The organism is Staphylococcus pettenkoferi, from assembly GCF_002902685.1.
In the GTDB taxonomy this organism is placed as follows: domain Bacteria; phylum Bacillota; class Bacilli; order Staphylococcales; family Staphylococcaceae; genus Staphylococcus; species Staphylococcus pettenkoferi.
Map to the genome: position 1 here is coordinate 12788 of NZ_PPRN01000040.1, position 19853 is coordinate 32640.

Consider the following 19853-nt stretch of genomic DNA (forward strand, 5'->3'; position numbering starts at 1 on the left):
CTCTATTTCTTTAAAAGTATACGCTTACATACCGATTGCGACAATGCTTATCGCGAAGTCCGTAATATGGTATTGAATTAGCATATTAACAGAATAAAGGAGGGTTGATGAGAATCAGGGTTATAGCCACCATTATTTTTACTCATTTCTATTGACGAACAAGAATACGAGGTATAGTATGTTCTATTGTATTTAGAAGATTAACGACTTAATCGACAGTAATGTCACAGAGCAAAGATATATTTCGTGACTTGAAGTCAAAGGGAGGTTGCCAATATGCAAACTTTAACAACACCTACTATTCCACGTCGTAACCCAGAGACACATAAAGGGGACTATGGCAGAATTCTACTCATCGGTGGGAACTCTAATATGGGTGGCGCAATTATGATGGCAGCGACAGCCTGTGTGTATAGTGGAAGCGGGCTGATCACTGTAGCCACACATCCAAATAACCACGCAGCATTACACTCACGCTGTCCAGAAGCAATGGTTATTGATATTAACGACACGAAAGCACTTACGCAGCACATTGAAAGCGTAGATTGTATCCTTATTGGTCCTGGCCTTGGCTGCGACTTTAAAGGTAACAACGCAATTACGTTCTTGCTTCAGAATATCCAAGAGCATCAAACACTCGTCATTGATGGAGATGCGATTACTATCTTCAGTAAGTTAAAACCGCAGCTTCCTAATTGCCGCATCGTCTTCACACCTCATCAGAAAGAGTGGGAACGTTTGAGTGGTATCGAAATTGCTGATCAAACACCTGAACGTAATTTAGAAGCCGCTCAGAACTTAGGTGCGACGATTGTGTTGAAACAACACGGAACTGAACTTTATTTCAAGAACGATACGTATAAATTAGATATTGGTACACCAGCCATGGCGACAGGCGGTATGGGTGATACGCTTGCTGGTATTATCACAAGCTTCGTCGGTCAGTTTGATGATTTAGAGGAAGCGGTTAAAAGTGCAACGTATCTACACAGCTATATCGGTGAGAACTTATCGAAATCTATGTATGTTGTGCCTCCTACACAGATCATCAATCAAATTCCATATACGATGAAAGAATTAGAGGAGAAATAAGTGGAGCGCTTGTAGTAAGGAATTTTGTCAAAAAGATAAGTATATAAGCGGAATCGTCCAATTAAGTTGAAGAAGTGATAGAACATCTTTACTTCGACTTAAGTTGGGCGATTTCTTTTTACTAAGCCACAATAAATACAGTGGAGAATTCAATTTAGTATTTGCCGAATTTTCAGAAATAATATAATATACCACTATATAACTTGAATGGAAAACTCAGAAAGGACACAACTTTATGATACAAGCAATTACACACGGTATATTACTCGCCTTGGGTCTTATCCTCCCATTAGGCGCACAGAATGTGTTTGTCTTTAACCAAGGGGCAAATCAACCTAAGTTGCGTAGAGCCCTACCTGTGATTATTACGGCAGGACTGTGCGATACCTTTCTCATCGTTATCGCGATACTTGGTGTCTCACTGGTACTGATTTCTCTGCCTATATTGCAGCTCGTCATCTATCTGATCGGTTTCGTCTTTCTGATTTACATGGCGTGGTCATTGTGGAAAGAACAACCGCCTCAACTCGAACACATCGAACCTATGAAGCCGAAGAAACAAATTGGCTTTGCCTTGTCCGTCTCACTCTTAAATCCACACGCAATTATGGATACGGTAGGTGTAATAGGAACGAGTGCTTCCGTTTATGATGGCGGAGAGAAGCTCGGTTTCGCACTTGCGACCATCTTTGTTTCATGGTTCTGGTTCGTCTTGCTAGCTATCTTAGGTAAGCTGCTCGGTACAGTCGATAAGACCGGTAAATACATCGTTATGTTAAACAAAGTTTCCAGTGTCATCGTCTTCGTCGTCAGCTTGATTATTTTAAAAAACATTTGGCACATTCTCTTTGATTAGAATATGGAACAGAGCGTAAAGGTGAGCTATCTATGCTACTCGTAGCTCCGGCCTTTACGCTCTATTTATATATTATTGTTTATTTTTTTAAAGGAACTTGGGCTATCTTTTGAAAAGGCGGCGCTCCTGCACCATTATTTGAAACTCTCAACGTCCCATTTTTATACAAGCGATAATGTGTGGCAGTTGTATTGCTATTAATCGCTGAAGCTTCAATATAATCCCCTTTGTCAGATGTACTGATACGCTTGTTTTCTCCAGCATAGTATTTAATAATCTCTGGTGCATTATCTTGAGTCACCTGTGAATAGTGTTCTTCCTCTGCATTAGCCTGACCTGCTTGTAGGCCTGTAAACAATACGGCTCCAGTTAAAATTGTAGAGCCTAATACTTTTGAAACTAATTTCATAAATGTTAGTCCTCCTCAATTTTTTATAGAAGAAGCTTCTTCAAAAATAAAGTTATCATAATCTGAAAAGAATTAAAATACATTTTGTAATCTTTTTGAAATAATTTTGTTTTATTTTAGTAATATTTATGTAAAATAGTGACGTTTTTTTGTAAAAAAATAAGACCCCCTGCACATGCAAGGAGTCTAAATCTCACGTTATGATTTAATTATTCTTCCGTAGAATCATCGTCATTTTGAATATCTTCATTCACACGATCCATGAAGTCTTGACGCAATTCTTCAGGTTCATCACTTGAGTCGGTAGCGTCTGTCTCAGCTGATTCATCAACTTCTGTGTGGATTGCTTTGCCAGGTGCATCACCTTCAATGACTTGTTCTTGTTGCTCAGAACTTTCGTCATTGGAAGCTGTTCCTTCACTATCAGTATCTTCCGCTTCTTCCTCATTTACTTTAGCTACCGTAGCAACATGTTGGTTCTCACCGAGACGGATGAGTTTCACACCTTGAGCTGCACGGCCATTTTGAGAAATATCTTGAGCTTCCATACGGATAATTACACCGTGGTTAGTAACCACCATAATATCTTCGTCACCTGTCACCGTCGTAATACATACGATATTACCATTACGTTCTGTGATAGTTGCTGTCTTGATACCCATACCACCGCGGTTAGAGAGACGATAATCGCTAACTGGTGTACGTTTACCGAAACCTTTTTCAGTAACGACTAGCACTTCATCTTCGCTATTCTCATGAGCAACGTCAAGACCTACAACCTCGTCATTCTCACGCAAGGAGATCCCTTTCACACCTGCAGCATTACGACCGAGTGGACGTAAGCCACTTTCTTGGAAGCGGATTAATGATGCATGTGCTGTACCGATGAGAATATCTTCTGTACCATCTGTTAAACGTACCGCAATCAATTCGTCATCTTCTTTGAAACTGATCGCAATCTTACCGTTCTTATTGATGTGAGAGAAATTGCTTAACGCTGAACGTTTCACGATACCTCTCTTCGTCGCAAAGACTAAGAAGTGATCTTCCGTCGTTAAGTCTTTCACTGCAATCATCGTACTGATACTCTCATCATTGTCCAGCTCAATCGCGTTGATGACTGGAATACCTTTAGACTGACGGGAGAGTTCCGGCACTTCATAGCCTTTCAGTTTGTAGACGCGTCCTTTATTAGTGAAGAAGAGCACGTGGTCATGTGTACTTAACGTCACAAGTTGACTGACGAAATCTTCTTCTAATGTGTTCATACCTTGTACACCACGACCACCGCGATGTTGCGCGCGGTATGTAGACACAGGTAGACGTTTAATGTAGTTATTATGACTTAACGTAATGACAATTTGTTCTTCAGGAATAAGATCCTCATCTTCGATACTGTCGATGTTACCTAATTGGATTTCTGTTCTACGTTCATCGCCATAACGCTCACGAATTTCGATGAGTTCGTCACGCACAATTTGTAGTAACAGTTCATCGTCAGCAAGTATTTCTTTCAACTCTTTGATGTATTGAACTAACTCGTTGTATTCTGATTCAACTTTGTCGCGTTCTAAACCTGTGAGACGGCGCAGACGCATATCGAGGATGGCTTGCGCTTGTCTATCTGAAAGTTTGAAGCGCTCTTGTAAGCTCGCCATCGCAATCTTATCTGTTTCTGACTCACGGATTATGCTGATGATTTCATCGATGTGATCGAGCGCAATTCTCAAGCCTTCGAGGATATGTGCACGATCTTGAGCTTTACGTAAGTTATATTCAGTACGACGTCGAACGACAACTTTTTGATGTTCTAGATATTCGACTAAAGCTTCTTTCAAGTTGATGAGCTTAGGTCGACCGTTCACTAAAGCAATGGTATTCACACCAAATGATGTTTGAAGTGGCGTTAATTTGTATAGATTATTTAAGATAACATTTGCATTGGCATCTTTACGGATATCGATAACGACACGCACGCCTGTACGTAAACTTGTCTCGTCACGTAAATCTGTAATGCCATCAACTTTTTTATCACGCGCTAATTCAGCAATCTTCTCAATCATACGTGCCTTGTTGACTTGATAAGGTACTTCTGTAACGACGATACGTTGACGGCCTCCACCACGTTCTTCAATTTCAGCGCGTGCACGCATTTGAATAGAACCGCGGCCTGTTTCGTATGCGCGTCGGATACCACTTTTACCCATGATCAAACCTGCAGTAGGGAAGTCTGGACCTTGAATGTCTTCCATCAGTTCAGCTACAGTGATGTCGGGATTGTGGCTTAAACTTAAGACACCGTTAATCACTTCTGTAAGGTTGTGAGGTGGGATGTTTGTCGCCATCCCTACAGCGATACCACTTGCGCCATTGACGAACAAGTTAGGGAAACGAGACGGTAAGACTACCGGCTCTCTTTCAGTACCGTCGTAGTTATCGATAAAATCAATCGTGTCTTTGTTGATATCACGTAACATTTCAAGCGTGATCTTAGTCATCTTCGCTTCGGTATAACGCATGGCAGCTGCGCCATCGCCATCCATAGAACCGAAGTTACCTTGACCATCTACTAACGGGTAGCGATAACTGAAGTTCTGCGCCATTCTCACCATCGCTTCATAGATGGATGAGTCACCGTGTGGGTGGTATTTACCCATTACGTCCCCAACGATACGTGCGGACTTCTTGTATGGCTTATCAGGTGTCATACCTTGTTCGTTTAACCCGTATAAGATACGTCGATGTACTGGTTTCAGACCATCACGTACATCTGGCAATGCACGTGATACGATGACACTCATCGCGTAGTCTAAGAACGATTCCCGCATTTCACTGGTAATATTACGTTCATTAATTCTTGATTCCGGTATTTCAGACATCAAGGTGCCCTCCTTCAACATTTCAATTCATGGTTCTAGAAATCTAAGTTAGCGTATACAGCATTGTCTTCGATGAACTGTCTGCGGTTCTCTACCACGTCGCCCATTAACATCTCGAAAGTTTGGTCTGCATCAATCGCATCATCGAGTGTGACTTGAAGCATTGAGCGATTGTCAGGATTCATCGTTGTCTCCCATAACTGATCCGCATTCATTTCACCTAAACCTTTGTAGCGTGAGATAGACCACTTAGGTGTTGGATTCAATTCTGCTTTGAGATTATCGAGCTCGCGGTCATTGAAGACATAATACTTCTCTTTACCTTGTGTGAGTTTGTATAAAGGTGGTTGGGCGATGTAAACATAGCCCGCTTCAATCAACGGTCTCATGTAGCGATAGAAGAACGTGAGTAAGAGGGTACGGATGTGCGCACCGTCTACATCGGCATCAGTCATAATAATAATCTTATGATAACGTGCCTTGCTCAATTCAAATTCGCCACCGATACCTGTACCAAATGCTGTGATCATTGAACGAATTTCGTTGTTATTCAATATGCGATCAAGTCGAGATTTCTCAACGTTAAGAATCTTACCTCTTAGCGGCAGAATCGCTTGTGTCGCTGAGTCACGACCTTCTTTCGTAGACCCCCCGGCAGAGTCACCTTCGACGATGAAGATTTCACTTTCATCCGGATTCTTACTAGAACAATCCGCTAATTTACCAGGTAAGCTTGAAACCTCTAGAGCAGATTTACGGCGTGTAACTTCACGTGCTTTCTTCGCTGCTACACGTGCTCTTGAAGCCATAATCCCCTTATCTACAATGACACGACCCACTTGAGGATGCTCATAAAGGAAACGCTCAAATTGTGCAGAGAATAATTTATCCACAATTTGACGTACTTCAGAGTTACCTAACTTCGTCTTCGTTTGTCCTTCGAATTGAGGATCACCATGCTTAATGGAGACGACAGCTGTTAGACCTTCTCGTGTATCTTCACCAGAAAGTTTGTCTTTATCATCTTTGATAATCTTACTTTGAAGGCCATAGCTATTTAAGATACGCGATAGTGCACGTTTAAAGCCTTCTTCATGCGTACCGCCTTCGTATGTGTGGATATTGTTGGCATAAGTAAGAAGATTCGTCGCAAAACCGCTGTTGTATTGCAATGCAATTTCTACTTCGATATCGTCTTTCGTTTGATGAATGTAGATAGGCTCATCATGTAGAGGTTCTTTATTCTCATTCAACATTTCAACATAGGACTTAATACCACCTTCATAATGATAATTGTCCTCTCTCACTTCATCTTCATCTCTTTCATCGCGAAGTGTAATAGAGATGCCTTTATTTAAGAATGCTAATTCCTTGATACGCTGTTGAAGCGTTTCATAATCATAAACTGTCGTTTCAGTGAAGATTTCTGGATCAGCTTTAAAACGGATTTCAGTACCTGTATTGTCATCATCCGTTTCACCCACAACTTCTAGATCGAATTGAGGGACGCCACGTTCGTATGCTTGGTGATAAATCTTATTGTCTCTATGTACGTAAACTTCTAATCTTTCAGATAAAGCGTTTACGACAGAAGATCCTACACCGTGTAAACCACCAGATACTTTGTAGCCGCCGCCACCAAATTTACCGCCGGCGTGAAGCACTGTGAGGATAACTTCGACTGCAGGTCTACCCATCTTCTCTTGTGTGTCTACAGGGATACCACGTCCATTATCAGTGATACGTATCCAGTTATCTTTCTCAATAATGACCTCAATTGTATCTGCATAGCCTGCTAAAGCTTCGTCGATACTGTTATCGACAATTTCCCAAACAAGGTGATGCAAACCCTTTTCTGAAGTAGATCCGATATACATACCTGGTCGTTTACGAACCGCTTCAAGTCCTTCTAATACTTGAATCTGACCAGCACCATAATTTTCCGTGTTGTTCACATCTGACAATGCTTCCACCTTCACTTTCTGTTACTTAGTAATTTCGCCTTGATTGATGCGATATAATTTAGCATTACTCATAATTTCATGATCAATACCGTCCACTAATGTCGTTGTCACAAAGGTTTGAACCTTGTGTTGAATCGTGCTTAATAAATGCGATTGACGTGAATCATCGAGTTCACTTAACACGTCATCGAGCAAGAGAATAGGATATTCGCCCACCTCTTGTTTCATCAGTTCAATTTCTGCCAACTTAATGGATAAAGCGGTCGTACGTTGCTGCCCTTGAGAGCCATACGTTTGCGCGTCCATATCATTGACGTTAAAACCTAAATCATCTCGATGTGGACCAAACAAGCAAACGCCGCGTTCTTTCTCACGCTCCATATTTTTATCGAGCGTCTCTAACACTTCTTCGATCAAGACGGATTGATCTTTCGACAAGTCGTTCAACTTCAAACTGGGGAGATACTTCAAATTCAGTCGTTCTCGCTCATCCGTAATACCTGAGTGAATCGGTTGAGCCAACGCTTCGAGTTCGTTAATAAAATGCGCTCTCCGCAAGGTTACTTTAAGCGCATATTCAGCAAACTGTTGATTTAAGACTTCCAGCATAGTGCTATCCGACTTATCTCCGTATTGAAGCTGTTTGAGATAATTATTTTTTTGTTTAAGAATACGTTGGTATTGCGCTAAATCGTTGAGATACACTGCTGAAATTTGTCCAAGCTCCATGTCGATGAAGCGTCTGCGAATTTGAGGCGCCCCTTTCACGATGCTCAAATCTTCAGGTGCAAAAAGGACGACATTTAAATGCCCAACATATTGCGTAAGTTTACTTTGTTCTAAGTGATTGACTTTAACTTGCTTGCCCTTCTTCGTAATCAGCATCGTCAACGGCATCTCACCATGACGATAGCTTAATCCTCCCTCTATCTTAGCATAGTCACTCTTGAAGCGAATGAGCTCTTTATCGTTAGACGTACGATGACTCTTCGCAAGTGCTAAGACGTAGATAGATTCCAACAAGTTCGTCTTTCCTTGCGCGTTCTCACCGATGAGAATATTCACCTCAGGATGACAATCAAGATAGATCGACTCGTAATTACGGTAGTTTTCAAGCTGGAGTGTATTTAATTTCATTCTTCACCTTGATAAGCAATGATGAATGAGTCAATTTCTGGAATTTCAGGTATATCAATGCGATCTTGGTGCGCCAATTTCTTACCACGACGTGTTTCCCGTTCGCCATTGAGCAAGACTTCGAAATCTTGTAAGAACCACTTTGCTTGGCCACCTGATTCGATGATGGCTTCATTCTTTAAAAATTGACCTAAAGTAATCTCGTTATCAACGACTACTGTCTCTACCAAATCAATCACTCCATTCCTTGTAGTCACTTATATATTATACCTTTTTTCACTAAAAATTTCATGCCCTAGACGGCGTAAAATCAACGAAGTTTCACGAAAATCAGAGAAATTTGCTACACTGCGTTCATTTTTTCGATTTCAGTAGCCATTTTTCAGCCAACTCATGTGGATTTTAAATACGAAAATAACCTATATTGAATTTTAAAGGGGTATTTAGAGCCAAATTATCTTTCAAGATAGATTTATCCTAGAAGAATATCTTAGCTTAAATTAAAAGGCTGAATAAGCTCTCATTTGATTTTCGAACTGTACTTCACTTATCTATTTCTTTTCTTAATGCCCTGATATTTTTATCTGCTCACTTATATACACGTCAGATCTCCGAATTTTACTTTTAACCTAAACAAAAAGAGGCAAGAACGGGTATACTACCTCGTCCTAACCTCGATAAGCTCATTTGAAATGGTGACATGCCTAGTAAGTTCTGATTGGCAAGATAAGTTGTGTTACTGAATCATCATCTTTCGGTTTCAAGATAAATGGTTTCATCGTACCGAAGAATTCGACTTCTACTTCGTCATTATCAATCGCTTTAAGCGCGTCCATCATGTATTTAGAGTTGAAAGAGATCTTTAAGTTGCCGCCTTCAACATCATTCGCTTCTACTTCCTCTTTCACAGTACCAATTTCAGGTGAAGTTGAAGAGAGCTCAACAATCTGATTACCTGTGCTCAATTTGATGACGTTGTTACCACCTTCGCGAGCGAGAAGTGAAGCACGATCAATCGCATGATAGAACTCGCCATTATTTAAACCTAATTTAATTTCGTAGTTCTCAGGGAACAAGCGAGATGTGTCTGGATAGTGACCTTCCAATAAGCGTGAAATAAAGTTGATATGACCCACGCGGAAGAGAACTTGGTTCGATGCGAAGAAGATGTCGATCGTGTCATCACTGTCAGAAACAATCTTGTTTAATTCAGCTAAAGCTTTACCAGGAATGATGACATTCTTATCTTCAGATTCATCTTCTAATGCTAACTTGCGCACAGCTAAGCGGTGTGAATCGGTAGCAGTGCATATTAATTCATTATCTTGTATAAGCCAGTTCACACCAGTGAGTACTGGGCGTGTTTCTGAGGTGGACACCGCGAAATTTGTTTGCGCAATCACGTTCTTCAAGACTTTAACAGGAATTTGAATTGCGTCATCACGAGAAACTTGTGGTAGCAATGGATATTGATCTGGATCTAATCCACTTAAATTAAATTCCGAATGACCAGAAGTTATTAAAGTTTGGAACTGTTCGTTAGTTGATAGTTTCACATCTTTACCTGGTAATTTCTTAACGATATCTACGAAGAAACGACCAGGAAGTACGACAGATCCGGCTTCTGAAATATTCACAATTTCCTCTCCATCTACTTGTTTAGGGATCGTAATTTCAATTGAGATTTCAGAGTCAGAGCCTGTAAGAATCACTTCGTCATCTTTAGCATCAATCTTGATACCTGTCAGTATAGGTAATGTAGTTCTAGGCGAAATTGCTTTAAGTGTGTCATTGAGCTGATTAATAAAGTAATCGCGTCTGATAGAGAATTCCATAATTATTCTTAACTCCTTCCAGTCGTTTATAATAATTATATAGGTTTTAAATTCGTAGTCATAGTAGTAGGCACTGTGAATTAGTGGATAACTTATGGCAAGTCTTGTGTGACAACGTTATTCACATGTGGATAACATGTGTGTAGTGTGTACAAATTGTCCACAATATCCACACTTCATATTTCACGATGCGCTTCTTACCACTTCAAATTATCCTCTTATTATTGCCAAATTATTATAAATTACGTACTTCTTTTTCTAGATTTTCTACTTCATGTTTAAAAGTCGGATCGTCTTGCATATCTTTCGCAATCTTATCGTGTGCATGAATCACTGTCGTATGATCACGTCCACCGAATTCTTCACCAATTTTAGGTAAAGAGAAATCAGTTAACTCACGTGATAGATACATCGCGATTTGTCTAGGATAAGCGATGGATTTCGTCCTTTTCTTCGCGCTAAAGTCTTCGATACGCACACTGTAATAATCTCCAACTACCTTCTGAATATCTTGAATTGTAATCTTCTTCGTCTTAGGTGTAGAGATGAGATCTTTCAACGCTGTGGCAGTGAGCTCAGTCGTGATAGGTTCGTTCTGCAATTTAGAGAAAGCATTCACTCTGTTAAGCGCACCTTCGAGTTCTCGGATGTTGGTTTGAATTTGATTTGCGATATAAGTGAGTGCTTCAGTTGGAATATCTAAGTTCTCTTCTTCCGTCTTCTTCTGCAAAATGGCCATTCGTGTTTCATAGTCAGGTGGCGTAATATCAACGATGAGACCCCACTCGAAACGTGAGCGCAAGCGGTCTTCGAGTTTCGAAATTTCTTTCGGTGGTCGATCACTAGAGATGACAATTTGTTTATTAGCTTGATGGAGTTCATTAAAAGTATGGAAGAACTCCTCTTGGGTTTGTTCTTTATTTTGAATGAATTGGATGTCATCAATTAACAAAATGTCGATATTACGGTATTTTTCACGAAACTTATCAGATTCGTTCTGTCGAATCGATTGGATAAATTCATTGGTAAACTTCTCGCTTGAAGTGTAAAGCACTTTCATTTCAGGATTCGTTTCCAATACATTGTGACCAATCGCTTGCATCAAATGGGTCTTGCCTAAACCAACGCCTCCGTAGATAAAGAGCGGATTGTAAGCTTCTGCTGGTGCTTCAGCTACGGCAAGGCTGGCTGCGTGTGGGAAGCGGTTCCCTGGACCAATGACAAAGGTTTCAAAGGTGTTATGATCGTTGAATTGTTCTTTACCAATAGAGGCCTCGTCTACGCTATGTGCCGTTTCTTTCTGTGGAGTTGGGCTAGCAGGACCTTCGTTGGTTTTTAATTTTGCGTACTGATCTTCTGAGTAGAATTTAGGTTTTACATCCACTTCTAAAGCTTGATATAGCACGTTTTGTACAACTTCTGTATATTTCTGACCTAACCAGTTTGCGACGAATTCATCGTCTGTCACTATAATGGCTTCATCTGGGGTCAGCTTTTCAAGTTGGGTATCTTTAAAAAAGGTATTAAAAGATGTAGCCGCCACATCTTCTTCAATCATGGAAAGGACTTTCTCCCAAATTTCTTGTTCTGACATAATCACTAACTCCATTTTCTTGTTATTTTTAAGTTATACACAAAACTCACAAGATATAATTTGAGAAAATCACACCTGTGAACAATTATCCACAACTTAATCACAATCAGTGGATAACTTTTCTCAGTTTCTAAGTTACTCACAAGGAATTTGAGTATAATTCTAGTAAATGATTCTAGGTGTATCAACACTTTAGATGACTTATCCACATAATTATACTTTTTCACAATCACAACTGTCAAATGCCTGTGAATAGTTCCGTAAATACTGGAAAAATTTGTGTATAACGCAAGTATTATCCACAAATTGTTAGATGCTTGTTGTGTATAAAGTGGATAACTTCGGGGCTCGTGAAATTGAGTTTGGGAAATAATTTGTAAGCAATTCATCAATTATGTATAAAACTGTTATAGTACAAAATGCTACAGTTTGTAGTTTTTTTTCGGAGGGTGACGTTACACAAATAGAAAATACAGACGGTCTGCAAAAAATGATAAATTGATAAAATAGAAAGGAAAAAGTTAGAAACAGAGCCATTAAGAGAAGGTCAATGCGTACCAGTTGATTCAATAGAACGACTAAAATCTACTTGCTTTATAAAATGCAATTTGTTATATTGTAGTAGTTGCTTGAATTATAGATGGAATTCATTAAGATTAAATCAAGACATAAACGCTTAAGAGCTTATTACAAATATCTATAGCAAAGTAGATATTGGAATCACATACGGAGGTGTATTTGAATGGTCAAACGTACTTATCAACCAAATAAACGTAAACATAGTAAAGTTCATGGTTTCAGAAAACGCATGAGCACTAAAAACGGACGTAAAGTCTTAGCGCGCCGTCGTCGTAAAGGCCGCAAAGTATTATCAGCATAAGACTGATGGATCACTGACTTATCAGTGGTCTTTTTTTTGATTAAAGTAGCTCTTTCTAGCGCTTTTATAAAAAGAAAGAAAGCTTAACGAGGTGGGAATGTCAAAAGCGATTGAAAAAACAACATCATCTCAGAATCAACCTAATAACAGTTGTATGAGTGAACTTACGAAATCATATAGATTTCAATGTCACTTCCTAGAATTAATTATCAATGACATCTCATCCTATAGTATAATTAGGTAATCAGATTCTCACGTGAATAATTAGAGTGGGAAAATACTTAGTCAGAAGAGAGAAACGGTGAAGCTTGATGGAAAAAGCATATCGGATAAAAAGGAATAAAGACTTTCAGAACATCTATCGACGTGGTAAGTCAGTTGCCAACCGTCAATTTGTCGTTTACACTCGCAAAGATGCTTCGCTTGAACACTTTCGACTTGGCATCAGCGTTTCAAAGAAATTAGGTAATGCCGTTCAACGTAATCGTATTAAACGTGCGATTCGTGAGAACTTTAAAGTACATAAAGATGATATCATCCCGATAGATCTGATTGTTATTGCTAGGCAACCTTCGAAACGTATGACGACATTAGAAATACAAAGTAGTCTTGAACACGTGCTTAAAATAGCTAAAGTGTTTAATAAGAAGATAAAGTAAGAGGGTAGGGGGGTATTTAGACTCCCCGAATACTAACTTCAGACAAACGGCAGTCTTACCTTTGATGTAATTAAACAAGTTATTCGCATTTTGTAAGTAAAGTCACTACAATACTATAATGAAATTTTGTCTGACAAGGAGGCGAGAAAGATGATGGACCTGGATACGATAACGAGTATTTCTACACCAATGGGAGAGGGCGCGATAGGTATCGTTCGTCTATCAGGGAATGACGCGATTCCGATAGTAGATCAATTATATAAAGGAAAGCATCGACTTGAGGATGTGGATTCTCATACGATTAACTATGGACATATCATAGATCCAGAAACACAAGAAGTAGTAGAAGAAGTCATGGTTTCAGTCTTGAGAGCACCGAAGACTTTTACACGAGAAGATATCGTCGAAATTAACTGCCACGGTGGAATATTGACGATTAATCGTGTGTTAGAACTGACAATGACCTATGGTGCGCGTATGGCTGAACCGGGAGAATATACGAAACGTGCGTTCTTGAACGGTCGTATTGATTTGTCGCAAGCAGAAGCGGTTATGGACTTTATTCGTTCTAAGACTGATCGCGCCTCTAAAGTAGCAATGAATCAACTTGAAGGTCGCCTCAGTGATATGATTAAGCGCCAGCGCCAGTCTATTCTCGAAATCCTTGCTCAAGTCGAGGTCAATATCGACTACCCCGAATATGATGATGCAGGAGACGCCACGACTGAATATCTATTAGAGAAGTCGAAAGAGATTCAGACACAACTCGATCAGCTACTTCAAACAAGTACGCAAGGGAAGATTATGCGTGAAGGTCTCTCTACAGTCATCGTAGGTAAACCGAATGTCGGTAAGTCGTCTATGTTAAATAACTTGATTCAAGACAATAAAGCGATTGTTACTGAAGTGGCAGGTACGACACGTGATACGCTAGAGGAATATGTCAACGTCAGAGGTGTCCCTCTACGACTCGTTGATACAGCCGGCATACGTGATACGGAAGATATTGTTGAACGTATCGGTGTTGAGCGTTCACGTAAAGCATTGAGTGAAGCGGATTTGATTCTCTTCGTGCTCAACTACAATGAACCACTCTCTGAAGAGGATCGTCAACTTTACGAAGTGATTAAGAACGAAGACGCTATTGTGATTGTGAATAAAATGGACTTAGAACAACACTTAGATTTAGATGAAGTGAGAGAAATGGTAGGCGAATTACCTCTCATTGAAACATCTATGTTGAAACAAGAAGGTATAGATGAATTAGAGATGCAAATTCGTGATTTATTCTTCGGTGGAGAGGTTCAAAATCAAGATATGACGTATCTCTCTAATTCACGACACATCTCACTCATTAAACAAGCCAGTAATGCCATTCAAGATGCGATTGATGCAGCAGAAGCGGGTGTGCCGATGGACATGGTGCAAATCGATCTAACGCGCACTTGGGAAATCTTAGGCGAAGTCATCGGTGAATCTGCAAGTGACGAACTCATCGATCAACTCTTTAGTCAATTCTGTCTCGGTAAATAATAAGGAGGTATCAAGATGGCTCAACATTATGATGTCGTGGTCATTGGAGCAGGCCACGCAGGTATTGAAGCAGGTCTAGCTTCAGCAAGACGCGGCGCAAAGACACTTATGTTAACAATTAACTTAGACAACATTGGTTTTATGCCCTGTAACCCATCCGTAGGGGGACCAGCGAAAGGGATTGTTGTTCGTGAACTCGATGCCTTAGGTGGTCAAATGGCTAAAACCATCGACCGTACACATATTCAAATGCGTATGCTCAATACAGGGAAAGGTCCAGCTGTGCGAGCATTACGTGCACAAGCAGACAAAGTGCTTTATCAACAAGAGATGAAGCGTGTCCTTGAAGATCAAGATAATCTCACAGTCATGCAAGGTATGGTAGATGACCTTATCGTAGAAGATGACGAAATTAAAGGTGTACGTACGAACATCGGTACAGAATATTTAGCACAAGCTGTAGTCATTACGACAGGTACTTTCTTACGCGGTGAAATCATCTTAGGTGAAGTGAAATATTCCAGTGGTCCAAACCATCAATTACCATCTGTTTCACTTGCAGATAACTTGAGAGATCTTGGTTTCGAAACAGTAAGATTCAAGACGGGTACACCACCACGTGTCAATTCCAAAACGATTGATTACGATAAGACAGAAATTCAACCAGGTGACGATGTCGGTCGTGCTTTCAGTTACGAAACGACGGAATACATTTTAGACCAACTTCCATGTTGGCTCACTTACACAAATGGTGATACACATAAAGTGATTGATGATAACTTACACTTATCACCGATGTATTCAGGTATGATTAAAGGTACAGGTCCGCGTTATTGCCCATCTATTGAAGACAAGTTTGTGCGTTTTAACGATAAACCACGTCATCAATTGTTCTTAGAGCCTGAAGGACGTTCTACGAATGAAGTGTATGTGCAAGGTTTATCTACAAGCTTGCCAGAAGATGTGCAACGTCAAATGCTTACAACGATTCCAGGTCTTGAGCATTCAGACATGATGCGTGCAGGTTATGCGATTGAGTATGATGCGCTTGTGCCTACACAACTATGGCCTACGTTAGAGACGAAGAAGATTAAGAACCTCTACACAGCTGGCCAAATCAATGGTACATCTGGTTATGAAGAAGCGGCAGGACAAGGTATCATGGCAGGCATCAATGCTGCAGGACGCGTCTTAGGTCAAGATGAGAAGATCTTAAGCCGTTCTGATGCTTACATTGGTGTGCTTATCGATGACCTCGTGACGAAAGGTACGAACGAACCGTATCGTTTATTAACATCTAGAGCGGAATACCGTCTGTTGTTACGTCATGATAACGCCGATTTACGTTTAACAGATCTCGGTCATGAATTAGGTCTGATCTCAGAGGAACGTTACCAACGTTTTAATGAAAAACGTGAAATGATTAAAGCAGAACAAGAACGTTTAGGCCAAATCCGTATCAAGCCGAAAGAACGTGTTCAAGAAATTATTGAAGCGCACGGTGGTTCTAAGTTGAAAGACGGCGTGCTTGCGATCGATTTACTTCGTCGACCAGAAATGTCTTACGATATTATCTTAGAGATGTTAGAGGAAGAACATCGACTACCGGCAGAAGTAGAAGAACAAATGGAAATTCAAACGAAATATGAAGGTTATATCAATAAATCACTACAACAAGTAGAAAAAGTTAAACGAATGGAAGCGAAGAAGATTCCTGAAGATCTCGACTATAGTAAAGTGGATAGTCTTGCTTCAGAAGCACGTGAGAAGTTGGCAGAAGTGAAGCCGCTTAACATCGCTCAAGCTTCTCGTATCGCAGGTGTCAACCCAGCTGACATTTCTATTCTGCTCGTTTACCTTGAACAAGGACATATTCAGAGGGTGAATCAATAACATGAGTGTAGAATGGCTAACACGAGCTTTGAAAGAACATGATATTGAGTTAACTGAACAGCAACAAGACCAATTTAAGCAGTATTATGAGATGCTCGTTGAATGGAATGAGAAGATGAATTTGACGAGCATTACAGAAGAGTCAGAAGTGTATTTAAAGCACTTCTATGACTCGATTTCGCCGAGTTTCTTTGAAGATTTCAATCAACCATTAACGATTTGCGATGTCGGAGCAGGTGCAGGATTCCCAAGTATCCCATTGAAAATTGTGTTCCCAGAGTTGAAAGTCACGATTGTAGATTCATTGAATAAACGCATTCAATTTCTCAACCAACTCGCGGATCAGCTAAGTCTTACAGGCGTCAGCTTTGTGCATGACAGAGCAGAATCTTACGGTAAGGGAGACTACCGGGAGTCTTACGATATCGTGACAGCACGTGCTGTTGCGCGATTATCCGTATTGAGCGAATTGTGCTTACCTTTAGTTAAAAAGGGTGGTAAATTTATCGCGATGAAAGCATCTAAAGCGGAAGAAGAACTTGAAGATGCGCGTTTCGCCATAGGTATCCTAGGCGGTAAGTTCGTATCGCTCGAAACATTTGAGTTACCTGAAGAAGCGGGTAAAAGAGAAATGGTAATGATTGAAAAGAGAAGTAAGACGCCGAAGAAATATCCACGTAAACCAGGTAAGCCGAATAAATCTCCTTTAGTTGAATAATAAGCACGTAACAAATCATTTAGAGGGAGCGCAGAGTAATGAAGAAACCTTTTTCTAAGTTATTTGGTTTAAAAAATAAAGATGAAATCATGAATGATATAGAGGAAGATAAGAATAGTCAGGTCGAAGCGGTGCCGATCGAACGTATCGTTCCCAATCGCTACCAGCCGAGACAAGTCTTCGAGCCTGCAAAGATTAGTGAACTTGCCGAATCGATTGAAGAACATGGCTTGTTACAACCTATAGTTGTCAGACCGATTGAAGAAGGCATGTACGAAATCATTGCAGGAGAACGTCGCTTTCGTGCGTTGTCTTCTCTCCATTATAAATATGCCGATGTGATTATTCGTCAACTCAACGATGAGGAAACAGCTGTGGTGGCGCTCATTGAGAACATTCAACGTGAGAATCTGTCGGTAGTTGAAGAAGCCGAAGCGTACAAGAAATTATTAGATATTGGCGATACGACGCAAGGTGAACTCGCGAAGAGTGTAGGTAAAAGTCAAAGCTTTATCGCGAATAAATTACGCTTACTCAAACTTGCTCCCAAAGTGCTTACGAAATTGCGAGAAGGTAAGATTACAGAACGTCACGCTCGTGCATTATTGAGCTTATCGCACGATGAACAAGAATCTCTTCTTGAATTGATTATTGTTCAGAAGTTAAATGTGAAACAAACAGAAGCGCGTGTGAAGAACTTTACTGCTCCTGAAAAAGTAAAAGCGCAAACGTTCGGTTTCACGAAAGATTTAACAAAGGCTAAAGAGAAAGTCGGAGAAAGTATCGCCCACATTGAAGATAGTGGTGTGCATGTGGAACGTCAGAATAGAGAGACGGACGATTATTACGAAATCAAGATTAAGTTATATAAACGATAAATGCGCGTGTAGTGGCGCCCTTGCAAGTTGAATTCGACTTGTGGGGGTGCTTATTTTATTAGATTGAAAGTGGCATTGTAAGAGAATAGTGAAATTGTCGCTGTTCGCAAATTGATGTTTCACGTCAAACAGAGTGAGGGAGTGCCCACAAATGACGTGGCCTAGCTCTTCTTCATTTTACGCAATCACTACCCTTTGGCATGCATCTCAGCAACAGAATGTGATAGATTTAAAGCAATCACATTAATGATAAGGGGAGGAATTGAGATGGCACAACGTGATTTACCGACATTAAAGTACGAAGGTGATGCGACACATGCGGTTCCGCTACTCGCACATGAGAAAGGGCTTCAAACCGTTACAGCAGAGCCGTGGGTCAAGATTTCAGATGAGGGCTTGCAACTAGAGGGATTATGCTTTGATAGAGAACATAACTTGTTCTTATGCGAAGTCTTTGGTGGTAAAATCTTCAAAGTGACGCTACCGGAGAAAGAAGTTGAGCACGTCTTTACTTCTGAAAAAGAAAATCCAGCCTCAGTTAAAATTCACAAAGATGGACGTTTATTCTTATCATGCTTAGGGGACTTTAAAGATTCCGGAAGCATCGTAGCGACACAAACAGATGGCTCAGCGTTAGAAGAAATCATTTCTGAAATTAACACAGAATATTGCGTAGATGATTTAGTATTTGATAGTAAAGGCGGCTTCTATTTCACAGATTTCCGTGGCTATTCTACGAACCCACTTGGCGGTGTTTACTACGTGGACCCAGACTATCAGACAGTGACGCCAATCATTCAGAATATCGCTGTAGCAAATGGCGTTGCATTGAGTACCGACGAAAGCATCTTATGGGTGACTGAAACGAACGCGAACCGTTTACATCGTATTGAACTCTTAGAAGACGGCAAGACGATTGCCCCATTCGGTGCGAAGATCCCGTATTACTTCACGGGTCACGAAGGTCCGGACTCTTGCTGTATCGATAGCGATGACAACCTTTATGTTGCGATGTATGGTCAAGGTCGTGTACTTGTATTTAATAAATATGGTCATCCAATCGGCCAAATCTTACTTCCTGGTAGAGAGAAAGGGCATATGCTCCGTTCTACACACCCTGCCTTCATTCCAGGCACAGACCAATTGATTATTTGTTCCAATGATATGGATAATGACGGTGCTTCATGGCTCTTTACAGCTCGCGGTTTTGCTAAAGGTCACAACAGCTATCAGTTTCATTAAGTAGTAGTAGGTAAAAGTAGGGTGTTTGTGAGGTTTATAGGGTGTTGGTATACTGGTTAAAACTTTGCAAGGGCATGATTAAATGACGGTGATAGAGAATGGCAATTTTAAGCTTACGTCTGGAAAGTTAAAAAGAAATAACATATGAAGTGAATGAAAATTACGTCTATAACTAATTATGAGTGAATTTTCAATGTGTACTCGAGACGCTTGATGGATCTAGACCACAACGAAAATCCATTCTTCGAGCTCTTTGAGCGAAAAGAATTAGTTGAGTGTGGTCC

16 protein-coding genes are annotated in these 19853 nt (G+C 40.4%); 9 read left to right on the top strand and 7 right to left on the bottom strand.

What is annotated here, in order from left to right; genetic code table 11:
- Nucleotides 1–276 precede the first annotated feature (276 nt).
- Complete coding sequence (locus tag CD126_RS08020) at nucleotides 277–1092, top strand: NAD(P)H-hydrate dehydratase (RefSeq protein WP_002472739.1); 816 nt, start codon at nucleotides 277–279, stop codon at nucleotides 1090–1092.
- Nucleotides 1093–1327: 235 nt separating this feature from the next.
- Entirely contained in the window at nucleotides 1328–1948 is a 621-nt protein-coding gene (locus CD126_RS08025; protein WP_049406033.1) for a LysE/ArgO family amino acid transporter, read from the top strand.
- A 79-nt stretch (nucleotides 1949–2027) separates the two neighbouring features.
- Here CD126_RS08025 and CD126_RS08030 read toward each other — a convergent pair whose 3' ends face one another.
- From CD126_RS08030 to dnaA, 7 genes are all read right to left on the bottom strand, one after another.
- Nucleotides 2028–2357, bottom strand: coding sequence for a hypothetical protein (locus CD126_RS08030; protein ID WP_049406035.1), 330 nt, complete (start codon nucleotides 2355–2357; stop codon nucleotides 2028–2030).
- Between the two features lie 209 nt (nucleotides 2358–2566).
- Complete coding sequence (gene gyrA, locus CD126_RS08035) at nucleotides 2567–5236, bottom strand: DNA gyrase subunit A (protein WP_049406037.1); 2670 nt, start codon at nucleotides 5234–5236, stop codon at nucleotides 2567–2569.
- Between the two features lie 35 nt (nucleotides 5237–5271).
- The gene (gyrB, locus tag CD126_RS08040) at nucleotides 5272–7209 is read right to left on the bottom strand and encodes a DNA topoisomerase (ATP-hydrolyzing) subunit B (RefSeq protein ID WP_172592602.1); all 1938 of its coding nucleotides are present in this window, start codon (nucleotides 7207–7209) and stop codon (nucleotides 5272–5274) included.
- Between the two features lie 12 nt (nucleotides 7210–7221).
- Nucleotides 7222–8337, bottom strand: a complete 1116-nt coding sequence (recF, locus tag CD126_RS08045) for a DNA replication/repair protein RecF (protein ID WP_103370288.1) — start codon at nucleotides 8335–8337, stop codon at nucleotides 7222–7224.
- The gene (gene yaaA / locus CD126_RS08050) at nucleotides 8334–8567 is read right to left on the bottom strand and encodes a S4 domain-containing protein YaaA (RefSeq protein WP_002472742.1); all 234 of its coding nucleotides are present in this window, start codon (nucleotides 8565–8567) and stop codon (nucleotides 8334–8336) included. Before yaaA ends, recF begins: the two co-directional genes overlap by 4 nt.
- A 474-nt stretch (nucleotides 8568–9041) precedes the next feature.
- Complete coding sequence (gene dnaN, locus CD126_RS08055) at nucleotides 9042–10175, bottom strand: DNA polymerase III subunit beta (protein ID WP_088606534.1); 1134 nt, start codon at nucleotides 10173–10175, stop codon at nucleotides 9042–9044.
- 232 nt (nucleotides 10176–10407) lie between these two features.
- Nucleotides 10408–11766, bottom strand: coding sequence for a chromosomal replication initiator protein DnaA (gene dnaA / locus CD126_RS08060; protein WP_103370289.1), 1359 nt, complete (start codon nucleotides 11764–11766; stop codon nucleotides 10408–10410).
- 742 nt (nucleotides 11767–12508) lie between these two features.
- Here dnaA and rpmH point away from each other — a divergent pair.
- From rpmH to CD126_RS08095, 7 genes are all read left to right on the top strand, one after another.
- Nucleotides 12509–12646 (top strand): 50S ribosomal protein L34, encoded by a 138-nt coding sequence (rpmH, locus tag CD126_RS08065; RefSeq protein WP_000240855.1) that lies wholly within the window; start codon nucleotides 12509–12511, stop codon nucleotides 12644–12646.
- A 311-nt stretch (nucleotides 12647–12957) separates the two neighbouring features.
- Nucleotides 12958–13305, top strand: coding sequence for a ribonuclease P protein component (gene rnpA / locus CD126_RS08070; RefSeq protein WP_002472784.1), 348 nt, complete (start codon nucleotides 12958–12960; stop codon nucleotides 13303–13305).
- Between the two features lie 153 nt (nucleotides 13306–13458).
- The gene (gene mnmE, locus CD126_RS08075; protein WP_049406049.1) at nucleotides 13459–14838 is read left to right on the top strand and encodes a tRNA uridine-5-carboxymethylaminomethyl(34) synthesis GTPase MnmE; all 1380 of its coding nucleotides are present in this window, start codon (nucleotides 13459–13461) and stop codon (nucleotides 14836–14838) included.
- Nucleotides 14839–14853: 15 nt separating this feature from the next.
- Nucleotides 14854–16731, top strand: coding sequence for a tRNA uridine-5-carboxymethylaminomethyl(34) synthesis enzyme MnmG (gene mnmG, locus CD126_RS08080; protein WP_103370290.1), 1878 nt, complete (start codon nucleotides 14854–14856; stop codon nucleotides 16729–16731).
- 1 nt (nucleotide 16732) lies between these two features.
- Nucleotides 16733–17449: a 16S rRNA (guanine(527)-N(7))-methyltransferase RsmG gene (rsmG, locus tag CD126_RS08085; protein WP_103370291.1), complete on the top strand. Its 717-nt coding sequence runs from the start codon at nucleotides 16733–16735 to the stop codon at nucleotides 17447–17449.
- A 38-nt stretch (nucleotides 17450–17487) separates the two neighbouring features.
- On the top strand, nucleotides 17488–18327 hold the full coding sequence (locus CD126_RS08090) for a ParB/RepB/Spo0J family partition protein (protein ID WP_049406047.1): 840 nt from the start codon (nucleotides 17488–17490) through the stop codon (nucleotides 18325–18327).
- Between the two features lie 267 nt (nucleotides 18328–18594).
- A complete protein-coding gene (locus CD126_RS08095; RefSeq protein WP_049406048.1) occupies nucleotides 18595–19569 on the top strand; it encodes an SMP-30/gluconolactonase/LRE family protein in 975 nt (324 codons plus the stop codon).
- The last annotated feature ends 284 nt before the right edge of the window (nucleotides 19570–19853 follow it).

Bases quoted from the DNA above. Each gene is read 5' to 3' on its own strand.
- CD126_RS08020 (WP_002472739.1), top strand. From the start codon at position 277: ATGCAAACTTTAACAACACCTACTATTCCACGTCGTAACCCAGAGACA.
- CD126_RS08025 (WP_049406033.1), top strand. From the start codon at position 1,328: ATGATACAAGCAATTACACACGGTATATTACTCGCCTTGGGTCTTATC.
- CD126_RS08030 (WP_049406035.1), bottom strand. From the start codon at position 2,357: ATGAAATTAGTTTCAAAAGTATTAGGCTCTACAATTTTAACTGGAGCC.
- gyrA (WP_049406037.1), bottom strand. From the start codon at position 5,236: ATGTCTGAAATACCGGAATCAAGAATTAATGAACGTAATATTACCAGT.
- recF (WP_103370288.1), bottom strand. From the start codon at position 8,337: ATGAAATTAAATACACTCCAGCTTGAAAACTACCGTAATTACGAGTCG.
- dnaA (WP_103370289.1), bottom strand. From the start codon at position 11,766: ATGTCAGAACAAGAAATTTGGGAGAAAGTCCTTTCCATGATTGAAGAA.
- rpmH (WP_000240855.1), top strand. From the start codon at position 12,509: ATGGTCAAACGTACTTATCAACCAAATAAACGTAAACATAGTAAAGTT.
- rnpA (WP_002472784.1), top strand. From the start codon at position 12,958: ATGGAAAAAGCATATCGGATAAAAAGGAATAAAGACTTTCAGAACATC.
- mnmE (WP_049406049.1), top strand. From the start codon at position 13,459: ATGGACCTGGATACGATAACGAGTATTTCTACACCAATGGGAGAGGGC.
- mnmG (WP_103370290.1), top strand. From the start codon at position 14,854: ATGGCTCAACATTATGATGTCGTGGTCATTGGAGCAGGCCACGCAGGT.
- rsmG (WP_103370291.1), top strand. From the start codon at position 16,733: ATGAGTGTAGAATGGCTAACACGAGCTTTGAAAGAACATGATATTGAG.
- CD126_RS08090 (WP_049406047.1), top strand. From the start codon at position 17,488: ATGAAGAAACCTTTTTCTAAGTTATTTGGTTTAAAAAATAAAGATGAA.
- CD126_RS08095 (WP_049406048.1), top strand. From the start codon at position 18,595: ATGGCACAACGTGATTTACCGACATTAAAGTACGAAGGTGATGCGACA.